Source organism: Citrobacter sp. RHB20-C16 (assembly GCF_013890155.1).
In the GTDB taxonomy this organism is placed as follows: Bacteria; Pseudomonadota; Gammaproteobacteria; order Enterobacterales; family Enterobacteriaceae; genus Citrobacter_A; species Citrobacter_A amalonaticus.
The window spans coordinates 1,536,798-1,557,569 of sequence record NZ_CP057630.1; the positions used below are offsets into that span (position 1 = coordinate 1,536,798).

19 protein-coding genes are annotated in these 20,772 nt (G+C 54.3%); 4 read left to right on the forward strand and 15 right to left on the reverse strand.

Annotated features, from left to right (window positions below; all coding sequences use genetic code 11):
• Positions 1–10: 10 nt before the first annotated feature.
• The 3 genes from HVX64_RS07365 to HVX64_RS07375 form a co-directional block, all read right to left on the reverse strand.
• Positions 11–514 carry a fimbrial protein gene (locus HVX64_RS07365; RefSeq protein WP_052443898.1) on the reverse strand — a complete coding sequence of 168 codons (504 nt, stop codon included), beginning with the start codon at positions 512–514 and terminating at the stop codon, positions 11–13.
• A gap of 269 nt (positions 515–783) precedes the next feature.
• Positions 784–1,032, reverse strand: coding sequence for a DUF1158 domain-containing protein (locus tag HVX64_RS07370; protein WP_043001486.1), 249 nt, complete (start codon positions 1,030–1,032; stop codon positions 784–786).
• A gap of 69 nt (positions 1,033–1,101) precedes the next feature.
• A complete protein-coding gene (locus HVX64_RS07375; protein WP_043001485.1) occupies positions 1,102–2,217 on the reverse strand; it encodes a YbdK family carboxylate-amine ligase in 1,116 nt (371 codons plus the stop codon).
• A gap of 144 nt (positions 2,218–2,361) precedes the next feature.
• Between HVX64_RS07375 and HVX64_RS07380 the strand changes: the two genes are divergently transcribed.
• Complete coding sequence (locus HVX64_RS07380; protein WP_044256664.1) at positions 2,362–3,063, forward strand: GNAT family protein; 702 nt, start codon at positions 2,362–2,364, stop codon at positions 3,061–3,063.
• Between the two features lie 5 nt (positions 3,064–3,068).
• On the opposite strand, the gene betA is transcribed toward HVX64_RS07380, so the two are convergent.
• The 3 genes from betA to betI are packed head-to-tail and all read right to left on the reverse strand — an operon-like array spanning position 3,069 to position 6,839.
• Positions 3,069–4,745, reverse strand: coding sequence for a choline dehydrogenase (betA, locus tag HVX64_RS07385; RefSeq protein WP_044256662.1), 1,677 nt, complete (start codon positions 4,743–4,745; stop codon positions 3,069–3,071).
• A 13-nt stretch (positions 4,746–4,758) separates the two neighbouring features.
• Complete coding sequence (betB, locus tag HVX64_RS07390; protein WP_044256660.1) at positions 4,759–6,231, reverse strand: betaine-aldehyde dehydrogenase; 1,473 nt, start codon at positions 6,229–6,231, stop codon at positions 4,759–4,761.
• A 17-nt stretch (positions 6,232–6,248) separates the two neighbouring features.
• Positions 6,249–6,839, reverse strand: coding sequence for a transcriptional regulator BetI (gene betI, locus HVX64_RS07395; protein ID WP_044256659.1), 591 nt, complete (start codon positions 6,837–6,839; stop codon positions 6,249–6,251).
• A gap of 126 nt (positions 6,840–6,965) precedes the next feature.
• Here betI and HVX64_RS07400 point away from each other — a divergent pair, with 126 nt between their 5' ends.
• Positions 6,966–8,999 carry a choline transporter gene (locus tag HVX64_RS07400; RefSeq protein WP_043001480.1) on the forward strand — a complete coding sequence of 678 codons (2,034 nt, stop codon included), beginning with the start codon at positions 6,966–6,968 and terminating at the stop codon, positions 8,997–8,999.
• A gap of 131 nt (positions 9,000–9,130) precedes the next feature.
• On the opposite strand, the gene HVX64_RS07405 is transcribed toward HVX64_RS07400, so the two are convergent.
• From HVX64_RS07405 to HVX64_RS07440, 8 genes are all read right to left on the reverse strand, one after another.
• On the reverse strand, positions 9,131–9,916 hold the full coding sequence (locus tag HVX64_RS07405; protein ID WP_044256658.1) for an SDR family oxidoreductase: 786 nt from the start codon (positions 9,914–9,916) through the stop codon (positions 9,131–9,133).
• 35 nt (positions 9,917–9,951) lie between these two features.
• Positions 9,952–10,749 (reverse strand): SDR family oxidoreductase, encoded by a 798-nt coding sequence (locus tag HVX64_RS07410; RefSeq protein WP_043001478.1) that lies wholly within the window; start codon positions 10,747–10,749, stop codon positions 9,952–9,954.
• Positions 10,750–10,802: 53 nt separating this feature from the next.
• Entirely contained in the window at positions 10,803–11,870 is a 1,068-nt protein-coding gene (locus tag HVX64_RS07415) for an ABC transporter permease (protein WP_044256655.1), read from the reverse strand.
• Between the two features lie 17 nt (positions 11,871–11,887).
• Entirely contained in the window at positions 11,888–13,432 is a 1,545-nt protein-coding gene (locus tag HVX64_RS07420; RefSeq protein WP_044256653.1) for a sugar ABC transporter ATP-binding protein, read from the reverse strand.
• A gap of 1 nt (position 13,433) precedes the next feature.
• Positions 13,434–14,054 (reverse strand): DUF2291 domain-containing protein, encoded by a 621-nt coding sequence (locus HVX64_RS07425; protein WP_044326852.1) that lies wholly within the window; start codon positions 14,052–14,054, stop codon positions 13,434–13,436.
• Positions 14,055–14,097: 43 nt separating this feature from the next.
• Entirely contained in the window at positions 14,098–15,033 is a 936-nt protein-coding gene (locus HVX64_RS07430; protein ID WP_043001474.1) for a D-ribose ABC transporter substrate-binding protein, read from the reverse strand.
• 139 nt (positions 15,034–15,172) lie between these two features.
• A complete protein-coding gene (locus HVX64_RS07435) occupies positions 15,173–16,693 on the reverse strand; it encodes an FGGY-family carbohydrate kinase (protein ID WP_044256649.1) in 1,521 nt (506 codons plus the stop codon).
• Positions 16,694–17,043: 350 nt separating this feature from the next.
• Complete coding sequence (locus tag HVX64_RS07440; protein ID WP_043001472.1) at positions 17,044–17,994, reverse strand: sugar-binding transcriptional regulator; 951 nt, start codon at positions 17,992–17,994, stop codon at positions 17,044–17,046.
• Between the two features lie 361 nt (positions 17,995–18,355).
• Here HVX64_RS07440 and HVX64_RS07445 point away from each other — a divergent pair, with 361 nt between their 5' ends.
• Both HVX64_RS07445 and HVX64_RS07450 read left to right on the forward strand, forming a co-directional pair.
• Positions 18,356–19,186 (forward strand): transketolase, encoded by an 831-nt coding sequence (locus HVX64_RS07445; RefSeq protein ID WP_044256647.1) that lies wholly within the window; start codon positions 18,356–18,358, stop codon positions 19,184–19,186.
• Positions 19,179–20,114 (forward strand): transketolase C-terminal domain-containing protein, encoded by a 936-nt coding sequence (locus tag HVX64_RS07450; protein WP_044256645.1) that lies wholly within the window; start codon positions 19,179–19,181, stop codon positions 20,112–20,114. The genes HVX64_RS07445 and HVX64_RS07450 overlap by 8 nt, the downstream gene beginning before the upstream one ends.
• A gap of 3 nt (positions 20,115–20,117) precedes the next feature.
• Here the strand turns inward: HVX64_RS07450 and entD are convergent, their stop codons facing one another.
• Positions 20,118–20,741, reverse strand: coding sequence for an enterobactin synthase subunit EntD (entD, locus tag HVX64_RS07455; protein ID WP_044256643.1), 624 nt, complete (start codon positions 20,739–20,741; stop codon positions 20,118–20,120).
• Positions 20,742–20,772 lie beyond the last annotated feature (31 nt).

A 20,772-nucleotide genomic window follows, 5' to 3' on the forward strand; every position in this document is an offset into this window, starting at 1 on the left:
CTGTGGGGTTTTATTGATACGTCAGATTGAGTGTCGCCGTCGCATTTGCTTGTCCGGCCCGTACTTTATCTTTGGTCTGAATATAACGGGCGGTAATGGGGAACGACTCCTGGCCGCCAGCCGAGCGTTTAAGATTAAGCATCTTATTCAGTTCCAGTGGCGTATCGTTGTACAGTAACTGCACGCCGATCCCCGCGGCAACCTTGTCGTCGCCCTGGTTACTGAGCTCGAGCACGCTGTCGTCCGTGGTATCAGGGTTTTGTGCGCCGGTTAACGTCACATTGATATTGGCGTCCGAGTCACAGTCGAGTTTCAGGTTGGCCGTGCTGCTTTGCTGTGAATGGGTACCCAACTGGGTAAACTGGTCGGCCTGCACATCCCCAATGGGGAACGCGAGGCTGTTACCGGACTGTATGGCACAGGCGAGCGCAGTGATACTGCCATTGATAAGATTCCATTTCCCCATTGGCAGGGTATAGGCAGAGCCGGGACCATCGCCCACTGCCCAGCTCATTATCATGCCGTTATCACAATACGCGATCACTTCCGGGAACGTCAGATAATGGGCTTTCAGGACGGTGCCCGCAGGCGTATCTTGCTTTCGGGTTTATTAGTAAATGATCTCTGTGCCGGAAAGATGGAATGTGTGGAAGGCGCATAGATAAGAATATTTATTGTTTTAATATTTAAATTAACAAATCACGCCTGATTGGTAATGTGGTGAGTCTCTCGGGTTCCTGTTAGTGAGCGCCAAAAGAAGTGGCGCCCGGTTGGTTCACCGGCTTAGTGAGCCAGCGAAAACCAACGACGCCACACGTAGCGAATCACGAAATATTCAACAGCGCCAAGCGCTAAGAACCACAGGCAGAACAGCAGCGTGTAGAACTGGTTGAGATCCATCAGATGGAAGGTCGCAACCAGCTTTTGTGCCAGCACCAGCCCCAGCGAAGGCGCGGGAAGCAGCAGGCAGGAGAGAAAGGCCATCAGCAGAATACCGGCGGCGGTCATCAGTGATTCAAGCGGGTGTTTCATGGCAATGTTAAACGTGAGTTAAAAAAGGCATTGTCCGGGATCTTCACCGTTAACGCAAACCGGCGCCGCTTACCCGGCCCAAATCTCACAATGTTTTTTCACCAGCCCGATGAGCGATCCGCCATCGCTGACAAACTCACGCATTTTTTGCGCTTCGCTGGCCCCCTGTTTAACCTGCCGGGTCAGGGCTTCAATCGCACTTGCGGCACCGACTTTATCAGCGGACGGCGCAACTTTTTCCAGCAGGCGCAGCGTGTCCTCTGAAAGCGAATGATGGTCGCCGGTATGCACGTCGGTCAGAATCCCCTCCAGCCCGTAGCGACAGGCCTGAAAACGGTTGAATTTATACAGCAGATAGTCACGCTCCTGATGTTTAAACGGTCGTTCCGTCAGTAGCCAGTGCGCGGTAGCCTGAATTAAACCGGCCATATTGATCGCATGGCTGAGGGTGAGCGGCGTATCCATCACCCGCACTTCGACCGTGCCAAAATGCGGGCTGGGGCGAATATCCCAGTGCAAATCTTTAATGCTGTCGATCATGTTTGTATAGCTGAGACGACGGAATAACCCTTCAAACTCCTGCCAGTTGCTCACCCACGGCATGGGGCCGTTATCCGGGAAACCAGAGAAGATATTCAGCCGCGACGAGGCAAAGCGGGTGTCGGAGCCCTGCATATAAGGTGAAGCCGCCGAGAGCGCAATAAAATGCGGGACAAAGTGCGACAGCCCGTGCAGCAGGTAAATTGCATCATCTCCGCTGGCGCAGCCGACGTGAACATGCTGGCCAAATACGGTGGCCTGCTGAATGAGATAGCCAAAGTTTTCCAGCGTGCGTTGATAGCGTTCGTTATCGCATACTTCCTGGCGCTGCCATTTCTGAAACGGATGCGTACCGCCGCCGCAAATTTCGAGGTGATGGTTAGCCGCCGCTTGCAGGATCACCTGTTGCATCGCGGAAAACTGCGCCGCCGCCTGATCGATACTGTGGCAAACGTCAGTCGCCATCTCCAGCATGCTTTCGGTGATATCGTGCTTCACTTCGCCGGCGTGTACCCGGTCTTTCACTGCGGCAATCAGCGTCGAAGAGTCCTGGCTCAGATCATATCCCGGCGGATTAACCACCTGCATTTCCAGTTCAATGCCGAGGGTGTACGGTTCAGAGACGTGAAAATCGGGTAGTGGCATAGTGTTCGCTTCTCCTTTGATTTGTCAGATGAGTATAGAAGTGAGTGCGGGTTTCAGCGTGGTGGAAGAAATCTGAATCCGGTGCTTTGAAGGCGCATCGGGAACTGCTATAACCAATTTTTATCCTTGTGTAAGGAGTAATCGGTGCCGGAAATCAATGAATACGGCCAGACGGTGGGCGATGCGCTACCGGACTGGCATGGCGCGTCCGTTCTGCAACGGACGGTGCTGGAAGGTCGCTGGTGTCGCCTTGAGCCGCTCGATCCTGAACGTCATGCCGCCGATTTGTTCGACGCTTATGCGCAGGCAGACGACGAGCGAGACTGGACGTGGCTGGCAAGCCGTCGACCCGATAGCGTTGCGGCGACGTTCCACTGGCTCAGTGGAAAAGCGAATGATGACGCGCTGGTACCTTTCACCGTGGTGGATATCCGCGCAGAACGTGCGGTGGGGTTAGTCTGCTTTATGGCGATCGAACGCGAGCACGGCAGCGTTGAAATCGGCCATGTCACCTGGTCGCCGCGGATGAAAAATAGCGTACTGGGCACAGAAGCCGTCTGGCTGCTGTTGCGCTACGCCTTCGCACAGGGATATCGCCGCGTGGAGTGGAAATGTGATTCTCTCAACCTGGCGTCGCGTCGCGCGGCAGAGCGCCTGGGATTTGTCTTTGAAGGCCGCTTTCGCCAGAAAATTGTCCGCAAAGGCCGCAACCGGGACAGTGACTGGCTATCGATGATTGATGGCGAGTGGCCTGAGTGTGACCGCGCATTGCAGCGCTGGTTAGCGGCGGAGAATTTTGACGCGCAGGGCCAGCAGATTAAAACGCTGGCCCAGTGTCGACAGTAATACGCTTACCGTCGCGCCGGTTTGCGTACCGGCGCGTCGCCTGCCATGTAATAACGCGCTGTACTTTTCGCCAGCGGAGCGCGTCCGCGAATGGCATCGGCAATTTTCTCGCCAATCATAATGGTCGTTGCATTCAGATTGCCGGTGATAATTTGCGGCATGATCGACGCATCCACGACGCGCAGATTCTCAACGCCATGCACTTTCCCTTCACCGTCGACCACTGCCATCTCGTCAAAGCCCATTTTACAGGTGCCGCAGGGGTGAAACGCCGTCTCCGCATGTTCGCGCACAAATGCGTCCAGCTGTTCGTCAGTCTGACACGCGATGCCGGGACTGATCTCTCGTCCACGGAATTTATCCAGCGCCGGCTGGTTGATGATTTCCCGCGTGATACGAATCGCATCGCGGAACTCCTGCCAGTCTTGTTCTGTTGACATGTAGTTAAACAGAATTGCCGGATGTTCGCGTGGGTCGCGGGATTTCAGATGGACGTGACCGCGGCTCGGCGAGCGCATTGACCCGACGTGGCACTGGAAACCATGTTCTTTCACTGCATTAGAACCGTTGTAATTGATCGCCACCGGCAGGAAATGGTACTGAATGTTCGGCCAGGCAAAGGCTTCACGGCTGCGGATGAATCCTCCGGCTTCGAAGTGATTACTCGCGCCGATACCGGTTCCGCCAAACAGCCATTCAGCACCAATCTTCGGCTGATTCCACCATTGCAGAGCGGGGTAAAGCGACACGGGCTCTTTACACTCATATTGCAGGTACATTTCAAGATGATCCTGCAGATTTTCCCCGACGCCGGGCAGGTGGTGAACCAGCGGGATCGCAAAAGCCTTTAGTAACGCAGCATCACCCACGCCGGAGCGTTGCAGGATCTGCGGCGAAGCAATCGCCCCTGCGCACAGCAGCACTTCTTTGTTTGCCCTGGCGCGGGTCGGGATCGTGCTGTCGCCTTCCAGCCACTCCACGCCGACGGCTTTTTTGCCGTCAAAGACGATGTGGTCAGTCAGCGCATGGGTCACAATGGTGAGGTTAGGGCGTTTTCTCGCCTGATCCAGGTAGCCTCGCGCGGTGCTGGCGCGCCGTCCCTGAGGCGTGACGGTACGATCCATTGGGCCAAAACCTTCCTGCTGATAGCCGTTCAGGTCGTCTGTCCGCGGATAGCCTGCCTGAACGCCCGCCTCGATCATCGCTTCAAAGAGCGGATTCACGCCCGGTTTTGAGGTGGTCACGCTGACCGGGCCGTCGCCGCCGTGATAGTCATTGGCACCAATATCGCGCGCTTCTGCTTTACGGTAATAGGGCAGGCAGTTGAGGTAACTCCAGTGTTCGAGCCCGGGTGCTTGCGCCCAGTTGTCGAGATCCATCGCATTGCCACGCACGTAGCACATGCCGTTAATCAAAGACGAGCCACCGAGCCCTTTTCCGCGTCCGCATTCCATCCGGCGGTAGTTCATATGCGGTTCGGGTTCGCTTTCGTAGGCCCAGTTGTAGCGTTTTCCCTGTAGCGGAAAGGCGAGTGCCGCCGGCATCTGGGTACGGAAATCCGCACGGTAATCCGGGCCACCCGCTTCCAGCAGCAGGACGGTGGTATTGCTGTCTTCTGTCAGTCGTGTAGCCAGTACGTTACCGGCAGAGCCGGCACCAATAATGATGTAGTCAAAATGCAATGAAACCTCCTGGTTAAAATACGGACTGGAAGGGGGCCATCTCGAGCTGGATGGACTTCACCTGGGTGTAGCTTTGAAGCGTCATCAGGCCATTTTCGCGGCCAATACCGGAATGTTTGTAGCCGCCAACCGGCATTTCGGCAGGGGATTCCCCCCATGTGTTGATCCAGCAGATCCCTGCTTCAAGCTGGTGGATGACGCGATGGGCGCGGTTGAGATCCTGAGTGACCACACCCGCCGCCAGACCGTAATCAGTGTCGTTGGCGCGACGAATAACTTCGTCTTCACTCTCGTATGTCAGAATGGACATCACCGGTCCGAAGATTTCCTCGCGCACGATGGTCATGTCGTCGCGGCAGTCGGTAAACACCGTTGGCGCGACCCAGGCTCCCTCATCGAACGCGTTTCCCGTCAGTACCTCTCCGCCGCACAGCAGCGTTGCACCTTCTTTTTTACCGCTTTCGATATAGCGCAGGACGTTTTCGCGATGCGCAAAGCTGACCAGCGGGCCAAAATTGGTGGCGGGATCAAACAGATCGCCTGCGCGGATCCGCGCCACGCGGGACAAAATGGTCTGCTCAAACGCACTTTTCATCCGCGCCGGAATGAACACGCGGGTTCCGTTGGTGCAGACCTGACCGGAGCTATAGAAATTTGCCATCATCGCGATGTCTGCGGCGAGATTAACGTTAGCATCCTCGAAAACGATCAGCGGCGATTTGCCGCCCAGCTCCATCGTCACCGCTTTCAGCGACGAGGCGGCCGCGTTTGCCATCACTTTTTTACCGCTGGTGACGCCGCCGGTGAAGGACACTTTGGCGATGCCCGGATGGTCAGTCAGATAGTGGCCCGTTTCTGCGCCTTCGCCCGGCAGGACATTAAAGACGCCGTCCGGCAGGCCGGCTTCGCTGTAGATTTCTGCCAGCTTCAGGGCAGTCAGCGGGGTGACTTCGCTGGGTTTGAAGATCATCGCATTACCCGCCGCCAGCGCCGGTGCGGATTTCCACAGCGCGATTTGAATCGGGTAGTTCCATGCGCCAATCCCGGCGACAACGCCCAGCGGCTCGCGGCGGGTGTAGACGAACGCGGTCTCGCGCAGCGGGAGTTGGCTCCCTTCCAGCGCGGGAATCAACCCGGCGTAGTATTCCAGTACGTCTGCGCCGGTGACGATATCGACGCTGGCGGTTTCGCTGAACGGTTTGCCGGTATCCAGCGTTTCCAGTCTCGCCAGTTCATCATTGCGTTCGCGCAGAATCTCCACTGCCCGGCGCAGAATGCGCGAGCGTTCCATGGCGGTCATCGCCGCCCAGATTTTTTGTCCGCGCTGAGCGCTTTTTACCGCGCGGTCGACATCCTCACGGCCTGCGGCCTGTACGGTAGCCAGAATCTCGCCACTGGCAGGGTTGATCGTCTCGAAAGTCCGACCGCTGGTGGCGGCGGTATAGCCACCATCAATGTAAAGCTGTTGTTCTGCCATTCGGGACATGCATTCTCCTCGGTGAGTCAGTGGCTTTTGGGTAAGTGCTGACTGATGAAATGGGTGGTCAGCGCCTGCGCAAGACTGAGATTAAACGGCTTACCGCTTAGTGCGGCGCGTAGCCACAGCCCGTCGATCAGCGCCGCGAGGCCATAGCCTGCCTGCTGCGCCTGTTCACGCGGCAGTTCGCGCATAAATTCGTACACAATGTTCGACAACAGACGTTTACTGGCGACCTGTTGCAGGCGATACAGCATCGGCTGGTGCATGCTGCTGGCCCAGAATGCCAGCCAGGCCTTCATTGCGGCGTGGCTTATCTGGGTCTCGTCAAAGTTTCCCGCCACGATGGCGCGCAATCGCAACTCGGCGCGTGCTCCCTGTAATGCATGGAGTCGATGCAAAACGGCATGACGCAGCTGGCTGGTGATGTCGCGCATCGTTGCCTCCAGCAATCCATTCTTATCCTTAAAGTAATGGCTAATGATCCCGGTTGAAACACCGGCACGACGGGCGATTTGCGCAATCGTCGCATCGTGCATCCCGACTTCATTAATCGCTTCCAGCGTAGCGTCGATCAGCTGTCTGCGCCGAAGGGTTTGCATCCCCAGTTTGGGCATGTTGCGGCTCCATTCATCAGTAATGTTTATGTATTTAACCTTTTATTGATTGAACGTTCAATATAAATGTGTCTTAATTGTTGCGAATTTGATTTCAAATAGTTACAAGAAAAGTGAGGATAATTGATGTCAGACCTTCCGCAGAGCAGAGAAAAGGACAAAATCAATCCGGTGGTGTTTTACACCTCCGCCGGGCTGATTTTGTTGTTTTCCCTGACCACCCTCTTTTTTAGTGATTTCTCCGCCGTCTGGATTGGCCGGACCCTGAACTGGGTCTCGCAAACCTTTGGCTGGTACTATTTGCTGGCGGCCACGCTGTACATCGTCTTTGTTGTTTTCATTGCTTGTTCGCGTTTTGGCTCGGTAAAGCTCGGCCCGGAACAGTCGAAACCGGAGTTCAGCCTGCTCAGTTGGGCGGCCATGCTCTTCGCCGCCGGGATTGGTATCGACCTGATGTTCTTCTCTGTGGCGGAGCCGGTGACGCAATATATGCAGCCACCAGAAGGGGCAGGGCAGACCATTGAAGCGGCGCGCCAGTCGATGGTCTGGACGTTGTTCCACTACGGCCTGACCGGCTGGTCGATGTATGCCCTGATGGGCATGGCGCTGGGTTACTTCAGCTACCGCTATAACCTGCCGCTGACCATCCGTTCTGCGCTGTATCCGATCTTCGGTAAACGCATCAACGGACCGATTGGACACAGTGTCGATATCGCCGCTGTCATCGGAACTATTTTTGGTATCGCCACGACGCTGGGTATTGGTGTGGTTCAGCTCAACTACGGTCTGAGCGTGTTGTTTGATATCCCGGATTCGATGGCGGCGAAAGCAGCGCTGATTGTCTTGTCGGTGGTGATCGCCACGATTTCGGTCACTTCCGGGGTGGATAAGGGCATCCGCGTACTTTCAGAGCTTAATGTTCTGCTGGCGTTGGGGCTGATCCTGTTTGTGCTGTTTATGGGCGACACCTCGTTCCTGCTCAACGCGCTGGTGCTCAATGTGGGCGACTATGTGAATCGCTTTATGGGGATGACGCTCAACAGCTTTGCCTTTGATCGTCCGGTTGAGTGGATGAATAACTGGACGCTATTTTTCTGGGCGTGGTGGGTGGCATGGTCGCCGTTTGTCGGTCTGTTCCTCGCGCGGATCTCACGTGGGCGTACCATCCGTCAGTTTGTCTTCGGTACGTTGATTATTCCGTTCACCTTTACTCTGCTGTGGCTGTCGGTGTTCGGCAACAGCGCGTTGTATGAAATTATCCACGGCGATGCGGGATTTGCCCAGGAAGCGATGGTGCATCCGGAGCGCGGATTCTATAGCCTGCTGGCACAATATCCGGCATTCACGTTTAGCGCTTCCGTCGCTACCATTACCGGTCTGCTGTTTTATGTGACGTCAGCCGATTCCGGCGCGCTGGTGCTGGGAAACTTCACCTCGAAGCTGAAGGATATCAACAGCGATGCGCCAAACTGGATCCGTATCTTCTGGTCGGTGGCCATCGGGCTGCTGACCCTGGGAATGCTGATGACGAACGGAATTTCAGCCCTGCAGAACACCACGGTGATCATGGGCCTGCCGTTCAGCTTTGTGATTTTCTTTGTGATGGCCGGGTTGTATAAATCGCTCAAGGTAGAAGATTATCGCCGCGAGAGCGCCAGCCGCCATACCGCGCCGCGTCCCATGGGCGTGCAGGATCGGTTGAGCTGGAAAAAACGTCTGTCACGCCTGATGAACTATCCCGGCACACGCTACACCCGCGAGATGATGAAAACAGTCTGTTATCCGGCGATGGAAGAGGTCGCGCAGGAGCTGCGGTTGCGTGGCGCGAGGGTGGAACTGCAAAGTATGCCGCCAGAAGAAGGGGACAATCTTGGTCACCTCGACCTGCTGGTGCATATGGGCGATGAACGTAACTTTATCTACCAGATCTGGCCTCAGCAGTATGCCGTGCCTGGTTTCACCTACCGTGCGCGCAGCGGGAAATCGACCTATTACCGGCTGGAGACCTTCCTGCTGGAAGGCAGCCAGGGCAATGACCTGATGGACTACAGCAAAGAGCAGGTGATTACCGATATCCTCGACCAGTACGAACGTCATCTGAACTTCATTCATCTGGATCGCGAAGCGCCAGGAAATGGCGTGTTGTTCCCGGGCATGTAGGACGAGCTAAACGAAGAAGTAGCCGTTATGCGGGGAGTTATCCCCGCATATCCGCGAGTCAGGTCTGGATGAGACGGCACCCGCTTAAGCACCTCGCCCGCAGTCCGTCCTGGCTGCGGGCGATTATCTGTCTACCAGCAGATAAATCCGCCATCCACAACGAGATCGACGCCAGTACAGAACGAAGCCGCATCGCTGGCGAGGAACAGCGCCGGACCTGCCATCTCCTCCACTTTTGCCATGCGCTGTATTGGTGTCTGACTTTCAAATTCACGTGTCTGATGAACCATCTCTGGACGGGTGTTCATCGGCGTGGCGGTGTATCCCGGGCTGATGGAGTTCACACGAATGCCTTTCTCAATCCATTCCATTGCCAGGCTCTTCGAAAGGTGAATAACCCCCGCTTTAGAACTATTGTAATGCGCCTGTTCAAGGCCTCGGTTGACGATGATCCCGGACATGGAGGCGATGTTGATGATAGATCCGCCGCCGGATTCGAGCATCAGTTCCGCTTCCGCTTTGCAGGAGTTCCAGACGCCCGTGAGGTTGATGTCGATAACGCGCTGCCACTGTTCGCTTTCCATTTCCAGGGCCGGGTTAGCGTTGGCAATACCGGCGGCGTTCACCGCGATATCCAGACGACCAAACCGTTCTTTGGTCAGGGCAACGGCGGCGCGAAGGTCGCTAAGCTGACGAACATCTCCCGTATAGAGCGCCGACTGCCCCCCCATCGCGTCGATATGATTAGCGGTCTCTTTCAATCCGCCGTCTTCACGCAGATCAAAACAGACGACCCGTGCACCCGCGCTGGCCAGCGCCCAGGCAATGGTCTGACCGATGCCGCTACCAGCGCCCGTGACGAAAGCGACGCGTCCTTGCAGGTTAAACAGTTGTTGAGAAAAATCTTTTGCGATCATAGTGATAACTCTCTTCATCAATACCCTGGCGGGTATTACGACATAATCAGGCCACCATCAATATTGATGGTTTGTCCGGTAAGATAGCGCGCATCGTCAGAGGCCAGGAAGGCGACCAGTCCGGCGACGTCCTCGGGTTTACCGGCGCGTTTCATGGGGATGCCCTTAACCCACTCCGCCATCAGTTCACCTTTGCCATAGCGTTTTTCATCGGTACTGAGGATCTCGCCCCATACGCGGTCGTTGTAATCCCACATTTCGCTTTCGATGATCCCTGGACAGAAGGCGTTAACGGTGATGTTCCACGGGGCCAGTTCATGCGCCAGGCTCTGCGTGATACCAATCACCCCCATTTTGCTGGCGGCATAGTGCGGGGTGTAAATGAAGCCCTGACGTCCCTGACCGGAAGAGGTGTTAATCAGACAGCCATGGTTCTGTTTCACCATATATTTCGCCGCTTCCCGGCAACAGAGCCACACCCCTGTGGTATTGACGGCAAGGGTTTTTTCAAAATCAGCTTTTGGCATCCGGTCAAAGTAATCGATGGTGATCACACCAGCGTTCTGGATGGAGACGTCAATCGTGCCAAAGCGCGCAGCGGCTTGCTCATACAGCGCCTGTACCTGCTCTTCGTTAGTGACATCAACCTGCAAAGATAAAATATCAGCCTGGTAGCGCTGGCGCAGTTGCTCTGCCGTTTCGTGAACGCGCTCCGCGTTGGAGACCATCACCAGGTTTGCGCCGTCCCGGGCGAAACGTTCGGCGATACCTGCGCCAATTCCCCGGCATGCCCCGGTGATGACGACCGTCTTACCATGAAAATCACGTTGCATATTTCTTTCCCCTGTATAAGCCGGACAGGTGATGCCCGGCGGAGTGATGCTACTTAACTGGATACGGTATTCGCTGAGGGTGCTGTCGTCTGCTTTTCTTCATGGCGACGCATCAGAATGACTTTGTTCTGTAGCTTTTGCTGGAACTGGTCGACAACCACGGCGGTGACGATAACGACACCTTTAATGACCATTTGCCAGAAATCGCTGACGCCCATCATCACCATGCCATCGGCCAGAAAGACGATGACGAAGGCCCCGATGATAGAACCGGATACCCGTCCGCGACCGCCAGCGAGCGCGGTTCCGCCCAGGACGGTGGCGCCGATGGCGTCCATCTCAAACATGTTGCCGGTCATCGGGTGCGCTGTTTGTAGCTGAGACGCGACAATCAACCCAACAAAGGCAGCGCACAACCCGGAGAAGGCGTACACGAAAATTTTCGCTTTGACGATCGGCACACCGGCCAGACGCGCTGCGGATTCGTTACCGCCGATCGCGTAGATATAGCGGCCAAGCGGGGTTTTGGTGGTGATCCAGTAGCCCAACACCAGGAAGGCAATCATTAGCCAGATTGGCAGGTAAATCCCGAGCAGCGTGCCGGAACCCAGCGTAGCAAAACCGGTATTTCCCAGCGCTTCCATACCGTTAAGGTTGGGGTAGGTGCTACCGTCGTTAAACAGCAGGGCAGATCCCCTGGCAACGTACATCATGCCGAGAGTACAAATGAAAGGAGCCACACCAAAGCGGGTGATGACGGCGCCATTTACGAACCCGACGAGAACGCCGAAGATGGCGACACAGAGGATCACTTCCGCTACGTTGAAGAAGATGATGTTACCGCCCCAGATGGGCAAGCCATTGGTGAGTAATGCTCCCGCCACCATGCCGCAGATGCCTGCAACGGCGCCGACCGACAGGTCAATGCCCCCGGTGAGGATCACCAGCGTCATTCCAATTGCCAGTAAGCCGGTAATCGCAACGTGCTGGGTCATAATCAGCAGGTTAGATGTGGTCAGGAAATTCGGTACCATCACGCTGAAGAATGCGATGACCAGCAGCAGCGCGATAAACGTTCTGGCCTTCAGCAGGTACATGTAAATCATATATTTCTGGTTCATGATGGATTCCAGCCTGATTAATCTTGCGGTGTAGAAGCCGCGATCAACTTCTCGCGGGTGACTGCATGACGGGGGACATCAGCGGTGATCCGGCCATCAGCCATCACCAGAATACGGTCCGCCAGCGCCATCACTTCGTCCAGCTCTGATGAAGAAAACATCACTGCCAGCCCCTGTTGCGCCATTTTGCCGATAAGGTGATACACGTCGGTTTTCGCCCCTACGTCGATGCCGCGGGTCGGTTCATCGAGGAACACTACCTGCGGCTGTGTCATCAATGCTTTACCCAGTACCACTTTTTGCTGGTTTCCACCGCTGAGTGAGGTGATGGGCAATGCAGGATCGCTGACTTTGATGGCAAGTTGCTGAATCATCTCCTTCACGCTGGTCTGCTCTTTATGCGGATTCAGCCATTTCCAGGCCCGACGAAAACCCTGCAGACTGAGGTCAGAGAGCGTCATATTGGATTGAATCGACATCATCTGAACGACGCCTTCGCCCTGTCTATCTTCCGGCACCAGCGCAAGCCCTTTCTTAAGTCGAGACTGAAAGTGGGCTTTATCGATACACTCACCGTTGAGTTGAATGCTACCGCTCTGGCAGGGCATCAGACCCACCAGTCCTTTGAACAACTCGGTGCGTCCGGCACCCAGCAGACCGTAGATCCCAATCACCTCGCCTTTATTCAGGCTGAACGACACGTCATTGAGCTTATAGCCGCCGCTGGAGTGAAGCGCGGTCAGCCCTCGCACGTCGAGAACCGTATTGCCTTGCGGAGCCGGTTGATAATCGAAGTGTTTTTTCTTATCGCCCACCATCTGTTCGATGATCCACGGAATGCTGGCATCACTGACCGGACGCTCGCTGATAAAGTGACCGTCGCGGAAAATGGTGATGTAGTCGCCAATTTCCATGAGCTCTTCCAGCCGATGGGAAATATAGATAATGGTGACGCCGCGTCGTTTGAGTTGCTCAATCACGTTGAACAGGATTTTGACTTCAGACTGACTCAGCGCAGAGGTGGGTTCATCCATGATTAAGACGCGCGTATCTTTTGAGAGCGCGCGGGCAATCTCGACCAGTTGCTGGTGGCCGATCCCCAGTTCTTCTAAGGGCGTGTATGGATCAACATCCAGTTCCAGTCGCTTTAGAAGGCTTTGTGCCAACGCGTACTGGTATTTTTCGTTAATTTTCCCTTTCTGAAAAAACTCGTTAGCCATGAAAATATTATCCATGACATTCATATTCGGGAATAAATTCAACTCCTGAAAAATAATACTGATACCCAATTTTTCAGCCTGATGCGTCGAATTCATAGAAACAGGCGTACCATCCAGAAAAATTTCACCGGAGGATGGAGTTTCGACACCAGCAAGCATTTTCATCATGGTGGATTTACCCGCACCATTTTCTCCGATCAGAACATTCACTTTATTCCGATATACCCGATAATTGACGTTATCTAATGCCACCACGCCAGGATAGACACGAGACAGGCTGCGGGTTTCGATAATGACTTCCGATTCGACGGGTTGGGGAGTGACGATATCTTGCTGTTGCATGTTATTGTCCTCCTGCAGGTTCAATTTTTGCGGGCGTAATATCAGGGACCGTCTGAGGAATATCCCAGGCGGAAAATACACCGTACACTTGCGCCGATTCGCCGGTTTTAAGTTGGGCCGTCTGAATCATTTTTATCGCCTGGTCGTTAATGGCGCGACCATACTCGCCAAATAACACCTGGTCGTTAAAATCGCCGTAAGTCGCGCCCTTATAAGCATCACGTAATTGCGTACCGCGTAATGTTGGACCAATCTGAACAATAATATTGCTGCCGCTTTTGTCCGCGATGGTCATTTTTCCACTCCGGGAAGCGGTATCGATCGTGCCAATATTGCCTTCAACCTTTACGTAAAAAATGCAGGGGTTCTCTTCCTGAGAACGATAGCCCAGTTTTTTACAGGCGCTATCGAAGTCTTTCTCGGCCTGTAACGCAGCCATTAAATCTGCCACCGGACGAGCCTGCCCAACAATTTGCGGCACAATTTTGTTTTGCCACGTCTGGTCTATATTGGCCATATGGGGATTTGGCGGAGATTTCAGATCCGCAAGCTCCTGCTGCGAGACAATGCGGCATCCGCCCACGGTCAATACCACCAGCGCCAGCCAGGCTTTTTTAGACATAATGTTCTCCTCTGCGCCTCCGCAGAGGCGCAACTACCCGAGATCAGGACTTGATATTGAAATCCTGTACTTTATCTGCGTTATCTTTGGTGATGAGAATGCCGCGGAACATGACGCGTTGTTTCTCTGGTTTCACGCCTTTTTGCAGGTAGTTATCCAGATCGGTCACGCCCTGTGCGGCGATCGCCTGTGCCTGCAGCATGACAGTAGCCTGTAAGGTACCGGCTTTCACCGCATCGCGTTCATCGTTGCTACCATCGATACCGACGACCACAACGTCATTGCGGTTTGCGGCTTTCAACGCGGCGATAGCACCCAGCGCAACAGGACCGTTACCGCAGATGACGCCTTTCACATCCGGGTGGGCTTGCAGAATACTGTCCATAATTCGCTTACCGTCGATAAGCGTCCCTTTAGCATCTTGTCTGGCGACGCTGACCATATCCGGGAACTGGTCAATCACCTGGTGGAAAGATTTAGAACGGGTAACGCAGTTATTATCGGCGAGGTTACAAGTCAGCTCGGCGTATTTCCCTTTTTCCCCCATTTTCTCAACAAAAACGTTGGCAACTTCAGAACCTGCCTGGAAGTTATTATGGGTAATTTGCACCAGCGCCACATCATCTACGGGAATTTCGCGGTTGATTAATATGACGGGAATACCGGCTTTCTTCGCTTTTTCAATGGCGGCGACGCTGGCCGTTGAATCCGCATTATCCAGAATGATGCCCTGAACTTTTTTGCCGATAGCGGTATCAATCAATTCATTCTGTTTTTTGACATCTTCACTGTGCGACAAAATGGTGGTTTTGTAGCCTAACTCCTGGGCTTTTTCACTGGCGCCTTTGGCTTCTGACGCGTAATACGGATTATCCAGTGAATTCACCATAATCATAATTGTCCCTTTTTCTGCCGCATGGGCAGAAAAAGACAAAGCAGTCAGGGTTGCAGCGGTTAACAGCGTTAAACGTAATTTCATGACAATGTTCTCTCTGTGTTGTTATTGTCGGGTACGGTGAAACAACGTAAAGCATGAATTCTTGTAAAACAGGGCTAATGGTCCGGGGTTCTCCTTCTGTTAATGAATAGGGGTGTCACGCATCTTCCCTGGTGAGGCGTCAGGCGGACGGGGCCGGTTTCCATCGTGTTCTGTTCACCGCATTGCGCCACTCCTGCCATCTTTTTTGCAGGCGATGATGGCGAGCCATGTCGGGCTGAAATGCGCTGTGTACGGTTAAAAAGGCTTTTAAATCAGTGAGCGAGCCGGGATGGAGCGCTTTGCGTGCCAGTAACGCGGCGCCAATAGCCGACAACTCAGGCACATCGCTGCGCATCACCGGACAGCCCAGCAGGTCTGCCTGGTATTGCATTAACCAGTCATTCTTTGTCGGGCCGCCGTCGACCATCAGTGCCGACACGCTAAAGTCCTCATGCTGTTGCATGGCGACCACGACATCGGCGATTTGATAGGTAATCGACTCCAGGGCGGCGCGGATCAGATGGGCACGCTTAACGCCGCGACTCAGCCCGCAGATCACGCCGCGCGCGCTGTCATCCCACCAGGGGGCGCCGAGCCCGGTTAATGCCGGGACGAAGTACACGCCCAGGGTGGACTCAACGGAAGCGGGAAGCGTATTCAGTTCATGAGCCAGTTCGGCGTCAGACAGTTCGCTCAGCCCGGTACTATCAGCCATCCACGCCACCGCATCGCCCGTGTGTGGAATGTTGCCTTCCAGGCCGTAAATAATCTTCTCACCATCGTGCCAGGCAATGGTCGTCGCCAGCGCGCCACTATCGCACTGGGCTGAGGTCACCGGCGCCATCACGGAGGATCCGGTGCCGTAAGTGGCTTTGACACACCCCATCTCGCCGAGGGCGTGACCAAACAGCGCGGCGTGCGAGTCACCAACCATCGACATCACCGGGATACCATCCGCAATACCGTTCAAGCCGCGGGTATAGCCAAATAATCCGCTGGAGGGTTTAATTTCCGGTAAGGCGGCGCGGGGGATGTGGAACAGTTCCAGCATGGTGTCATCCCACTGCCCGGTGTGCAGATTGAGCAATTGGGTGCGGGCCGCGTTAGAGTAGTCGCAGCAGAAAGCCTCGCCGCCGGTTAAATTCCACAGCAGCCAACTGTCGATGGTCCCCAGACAGATTTTTCCCTGGGCCGCGAGCCGCGAGCCATCGGCTACCGACTCCAGCAGCCAGCGCATTTTAGAGGCGGAAAAAAGCGGTGCAATCGGCAGGCCAGTCGTTGTTTTAATCAGGTGTTCTTTGTCGGCGTGGCGTAGTTCTTCACAGTACGCCGCACTGCGCGTGCACTGCCAGGTGATGGCGGAATTCAGCGGTTTGCCCGTCTGGCGATACCAGCCAATGGCGGTTTCACGCTGATTACTGATTGCCAGAGCCGCGACGTTATCGGCGCCAACATGATTGATCGCTTTCGCAATCACATCGAGTGATGCATCAATCAATACCTCGCCGGATTGCTCAACCCAACCTTCACGCGGCGTCTGAATGGCCAGCGGTTGAGAAAATTTGGCGACCACCTGACCCTGTGCGTCCAGTGCTATGGCTTTCGCGTTGGTAGTCCCTTCATCCAGCGCAATGATGAACTCTTTCGTTGCTGCACACATAGATTGATTATCTCCTGAGTCACATTGCGTCCCGGCGTTGAAGGGAAGAGGGACTCCCTTGCTGTCGCGTCTTTACTTAATCAGGCTTGTTTGTGACATCGTGTATTTTTAATGTCTTGAATATATATTCGATGCTGACTATTTATTTAATACCTTAGCCAGAATCTTTCAGTTGGGCTATAGAAAAAATCATCAATTGTGCTGGGAATCACACTTACACAACGGGAAGAATATCAGGTTTGTACGAAATTAACGCAGAGGTGAATCCTTTCAGTTTATTGAAATATAGGGATTTTTACACGGTCTTTGCGTTGAGTCCGTTTTACGCAAAGACCGAAGAGGAAGAGAGTTCAGGCTGTGACTAGCATGCGCGCGGTAGGATAATCCGTGATCAACACGTCGATATAACCGCCGTTAAGCGCCCCTTTGATGGCGGCAACTTTGTCCGTTCCCCCCGCCAGTGCCACGACGTTGGGGCATTTTTTGACTTTCTCGAGCGCCATGCCAATGACCGGATCTTCATCATCCTGTAAGACCGGCTCACCGTTTTTGTCGTAGTAGTGCAGGCAGATATCTCCCACGGCACCGCGATCGGCCAATACCTGGAGCATATCTTCGTGGTAGTAGTTACCCGACGTCTTAAGCAACTGGGATGGTTCCAGAATTCCCACCCCCACAATGGCGATATCGACATTATCGAAACGCGAGATCACCTCGGCGACATCCTTGCTGGCGATCAGCCTATTTTTCTCCTCAACCGATCCCTCAATACTTTGTGAAGGGAGCAGCCAGGCCTCGCAGTTAAGATGTTGTGCCAGCGTCTGGGTTAAAATAGTCGCCTGCACATTGCCGTTTGGCCCGACGCCACCGAGGAGTTGGATCACGCCACCCGCTTTCAGATTCTGGGTATGCACTTCGTCAACCATCGCCCGGATGGTTGAACTCCATGAGGAGACGCCCACCAGATCTTTGGGCCGCAGGCGGGTTTCAAGATAGTGGGCGGCGGCGGAACCAATGGCGCGTTTGATGCTATGGTCCGTAGCATCGTCTTCGGTATCCACCACGATTGCCTGTTTGAGTCCGTAACGATCTTCGATCCCTTTCTCAAGGTTCAGAAAGATATTTGAGGGCTGTACGACGCTGATTTTTACCACCCCTTCTTTCTGACAGCGGGTGATGGCTCGGGAGATAAACGACTGAGAAAGCGAGAGAAGTTGAGCAATATCGGACTGTTTGCGTCCTTCAAGATAGTAAAGGGTGGCGATTTTAACCAATAGCCGTTGTTCGTCCTGCTTAGCCATATATTTCCCCGAAAATCATTTACGTACAGCCATTATCTTAGAGACTTTTATCATACGCGAAAACAAAAGGCAGGTAAGTGTGATAAAGCTCTAACTTTAGTCAATCCTCAAAAACAGGGATGGACAAATACGAGAATGTGGTTGCATAATTGAATAAAGAATCATTTGTGAATATATATTCATGGTGATTTCAGGTCAACTGATTGTTCCCGACGTCAATGTGGTCGCGGTGAGGAGGCAGAATGTTCCTGAGTAAGATGCCGTGGCGTAAGCCGTGTGATGCGAAGCAAAGGGATTTCTGGTTTTTTTAGTCCCTGGTGGAATAAATATTCCATATTGAAAATAAATTCAGAGGTGTTAAATGAATCCCTGGCACTATGATATCCAGACTCTTGAGCGCACTGCGCGAGCGGTGCGCCGTCACATCGTCAAATTAAACGCCTACAGCCCTGCAGGAGGGCATACCGGTGCGGACCTCTCCCAGGTTGAATTGCTCACCGCGCTCTATTTCCGAATTTTGAATGTCGCGCCGGATCGTATCGACGATGCGGAACGGGACATTTACATCCAGTCCAAAGGTCATGCGGTAGGTTGCTACTACTGTGTTCTGGCTGAGGCCGGTTTTTTCCCTGTTGACTGGCTGAGCACCTACCAGCACGCCAACTCTCATCTTCCGGGCCACCCGGTACGGCAGAAAACGCCGGGTATTGAACTGAACACCGGCGCGCTGGGCCACGGTTTGCCTGTTGCGGTGGGACTGGCGCTGGCCGCGAAGAAAAGCAACAGTGCACGCCGTATCTTTTTAATTACCGGCGATGGTGAACTGGCGGAAGGCAGCAACTGGGAGGCTGCGCTCGCGGCTGCGCATTATGGACTCGATAACCTGGTGATCATTAATGACAAGAATAATCTCCAGTTGGCCGGACCCACGCGTGAAATCATGAATACCGATCCGCTCCCGGATAAATGGCGTGCCTTCGGCATGCAGGTAACCGAATGTCAGGGAAATGATATGGCGTCGGTCGTCAGTACGCTGGAAGGACTGAAACAGGAAGGGAAACCTAATGTGGTGATTGCCAATACCATAAAAGGCGCGGGTATTTCGTTTATCCAGGGGCGTCCAGAGTGGCACCACCGGGTGCCGAAAGGCGAAGAGATTGAACTGGCGCTGGAGGAGTTGAAAGATGAGTAATGCAGAACATCTCGCGAACGTCATGGTTCAGGCGTTTATCGATGCAGTTGAAAAGGGTGTTGATCTGGTGCCGGTTGTGGCTGACTCAACCTCCACCGCGAAAATTGGCCCCTTCATTAAGCAGTTCCCTGACAGACTGGTCAACGTGGGGATTGCCGAACAAAGTATGGTCGGGACAGCGGCAGGGCTTGCGCTCGGCGGCAAGGTTGCGGTCACCTGTAACGCGGCGCCTTTCCTGATTTCTCGCGCTAATGAGCAAATCAAAGTTGACGTTTGCTACAACAATACCAACGTGAAGCTGTTTGGTCTGAACGCGGGGGCCAGCTATGGTCCGCTGGCGAGTACGCACCACGCGATCGACGACATCGCTATTATGCGTGGATTTGGCAATATTCAGATTTTCGCCCCCTCTTCACCACGAGAATGTCGGCAGATTATCGACTATGCCATTGGCTATCAGGGGCCGGTGTATATTCGCATGGACGGAAAGGCGCTCCCGGAACTGCATGACGAGAGCTATCAGTTTGTGCCGGGTGCCGTGGTGACGTTACGTGAAGGCGATGTGTTGGCGTTGGTGGCGACGGGCTCTACGGTCCACGAAATTGTCGATGCCGCCGCGCTGTTAGCCGACTCCGGTATTCAGGCGACGGTGGTGAGTGTACCGTCCATTCGTCCGTGCGATACCAAAGCTTTGTTAGCAGCAGTGAAAGACTGTAAAGCGGTGATTACCGTTGAAGAACATAATATCAACGGTGGACTGGGAAGCCTGGTGGCGGAAGTCCTGGCGGAAGGCGGCACAGGGGCGGTTCTGAAGCGCTTAGGGATCCCGGATGGTGAATACGCTGCGGCAGCAGATCGCAACTGGATGCGCCAGCACCACGGTTTCGATGCCCAGTCGATTGCGGCCCAGGCCCGGGAAATGCTGTGAGGGTTAACCCGTTGCCACGGTAATGACATGGCTATTTTTTACGAGCCACTGCACATGCCAGATCTGGTCGAAGGCCTGTAACCTCATCTGGTCATGCTGAACGTCGAGAATGTGATAATGCATGAATCCGCAGCCTGCCTGCGAGCGTTTTGGGGTTGCCTTAAAGGCGCTCTCTTTGGCGGAAAATGCCAGCGTGAGCGCCTGTTCAAAGGGTAATCCGCTCCCTGCCAGCCGAACTTTTTCTGCTTCTGTGACGATACTGCCTGCCAGCTCAGCCGCCGTTTGCGCTGTGAATATCGCTTCTATATCAACTCCCACTGGCTGGTGGGAAACCACCGCCAGCGCGGTAGTGGCGCAGTGGCTGATGCTGCCAGACAGACCTTCCGGCCATAACGGTTGTCGTTGTTCACCCATTCCCGGCACGTTTTTATGACCCCACTCACGTAGCGCCTGAACGGCGGCAATACGACCGGCCAGGTGTTCGGCTTTACGTTTACGTCCGGCACGTGCCAGTTGCGCATGATGAGGCAGCCACAGCAGATCGTGTTCGTGGAAGGTGTCTGGTTCAAACGTCACACCATGCAAGGTGTGGTGAGCCAGAATGAGAGAGGAGTGCGTTGTCTGCATCGTGTCATTAAAACCGAAACCCCTCCTCCGC

Bases quoted from the DNA above. Each gene is read 5' to 3' on its own strand.
- HVX64_RS07450 (WP_044256645.1), top strand. From the start codon at position 19,179: ATGAGTAATGCAGAACATCTCGCGAACGTCATGGTTCAGGCGTTTATC.
- HVX64_RS07430 (WP_043001474.1), bottom strand. From the start codon at position 15,033: ATGAAATTACGTTTAACGCTGTTAACCGCTGCAACCCTGACTGCTTTG.
- HVX64_RS07425 (WP_044326852.1), bottom strand. From the start codon at position 14,054: ATGTCTAAAAAAGCCTGGCTGGCGCTGGTGGTATTGACCGTGGGCGGA.
- HVX64_RS07365 (WP_052443898.1), bottom strand. From the start codon at position 514: ATGAGCTGGGCAGTGGGCGATGGTCCCGGCTCTGCCTATACCCTGCCA.
- HVX64_RS07440 (WP_043001472.1), bottom strand. From the start codon at position 17,994: ATGGCTAAGCAGGACGAACAACGGCTATTGGTTAAAATCGCCACCCTT.
- betI (WP_044256659.1), bottom strand. From the start codon at position 6,839: ATGCCCAAACTGGGGATGCAAACCCTTCGGCGCAGACAGCTGATCGAC.
- entD (WP_044256643.1), bottom strand. From the start codon at position 20,741: ATGCAGACAACGCACTCCTCTCTCATTCTGGCTCACCACACCTTGCAT.
- HVX64_RS07445 (WP_044256647.1), top strand. From the start codon at position 18,356: ATGAATCCCTGGCACTATGATATCCAGACTCTTGAGCGCACTGCGCGA.
- HVX64_RS07400 (WP_043001480.1), top strand. From the start codon at position 6,966: ATGTCAGACCTTCCGCAGAGCAGAGAAAAGGACAAAATCAATCCGGTG.
- HVX64_RS07410 (WP_043001478.1), bottom strand. From the start codon at position 10,749: ATGCAACGTGATTTTCATGGTAAGACGGTCGTCATCACCGGGGCATGC.
- HVX64_RS07375 (WP_043001485.1), bottom strand. From the start codon at position 2,217: ATGCCACTACCCGATTTTCACGTCTCTGAACCGTACACCCTCGGCATT.
- HVX64_RS07415 (WP_044256655.1), bottom strand. From the start codon at position 11,870: ATGAACCAGAAATATATGATTTACATGTACCTGCTGAAGGCCAGAACG.
- HVX64_RS07420 (WP_044256653.1), bottom strand. From the start codon at position 13,432: ATGCAACAGCAAGATATCGTCACTCCCCAACCCGTCGAATCGGAAGTC.
- betB (WP_044256660.1), bottom strand. From the start codon at position 6,231: ATGTCCCGAATGGCAGAACAACAGCTTTACATTGATGGTGGCTATACC.
- HVX64_RS07435 (WP_044256649.1), bottom strand. From the start codon at position 16,693: ATGTGTGCAGCAACGAAAGAGTTCATCATTGCGCTGGATGAAGGGACT.
- HVX64_RS07405 (WP_044256658.1), bottom strand. From the start codon at position 9,916: ATGATCGCAAAAGATTTTTCTCAACAACTGTTTAACCTGCAAGGACGC.
- HVX64_RS07370 (WP_043001486.1), bottom strand. From the start codon at position 1,032: ATGAAACACCCGCTTGAATCACTGATGACCGCCGCCGGTATTCTGCTG.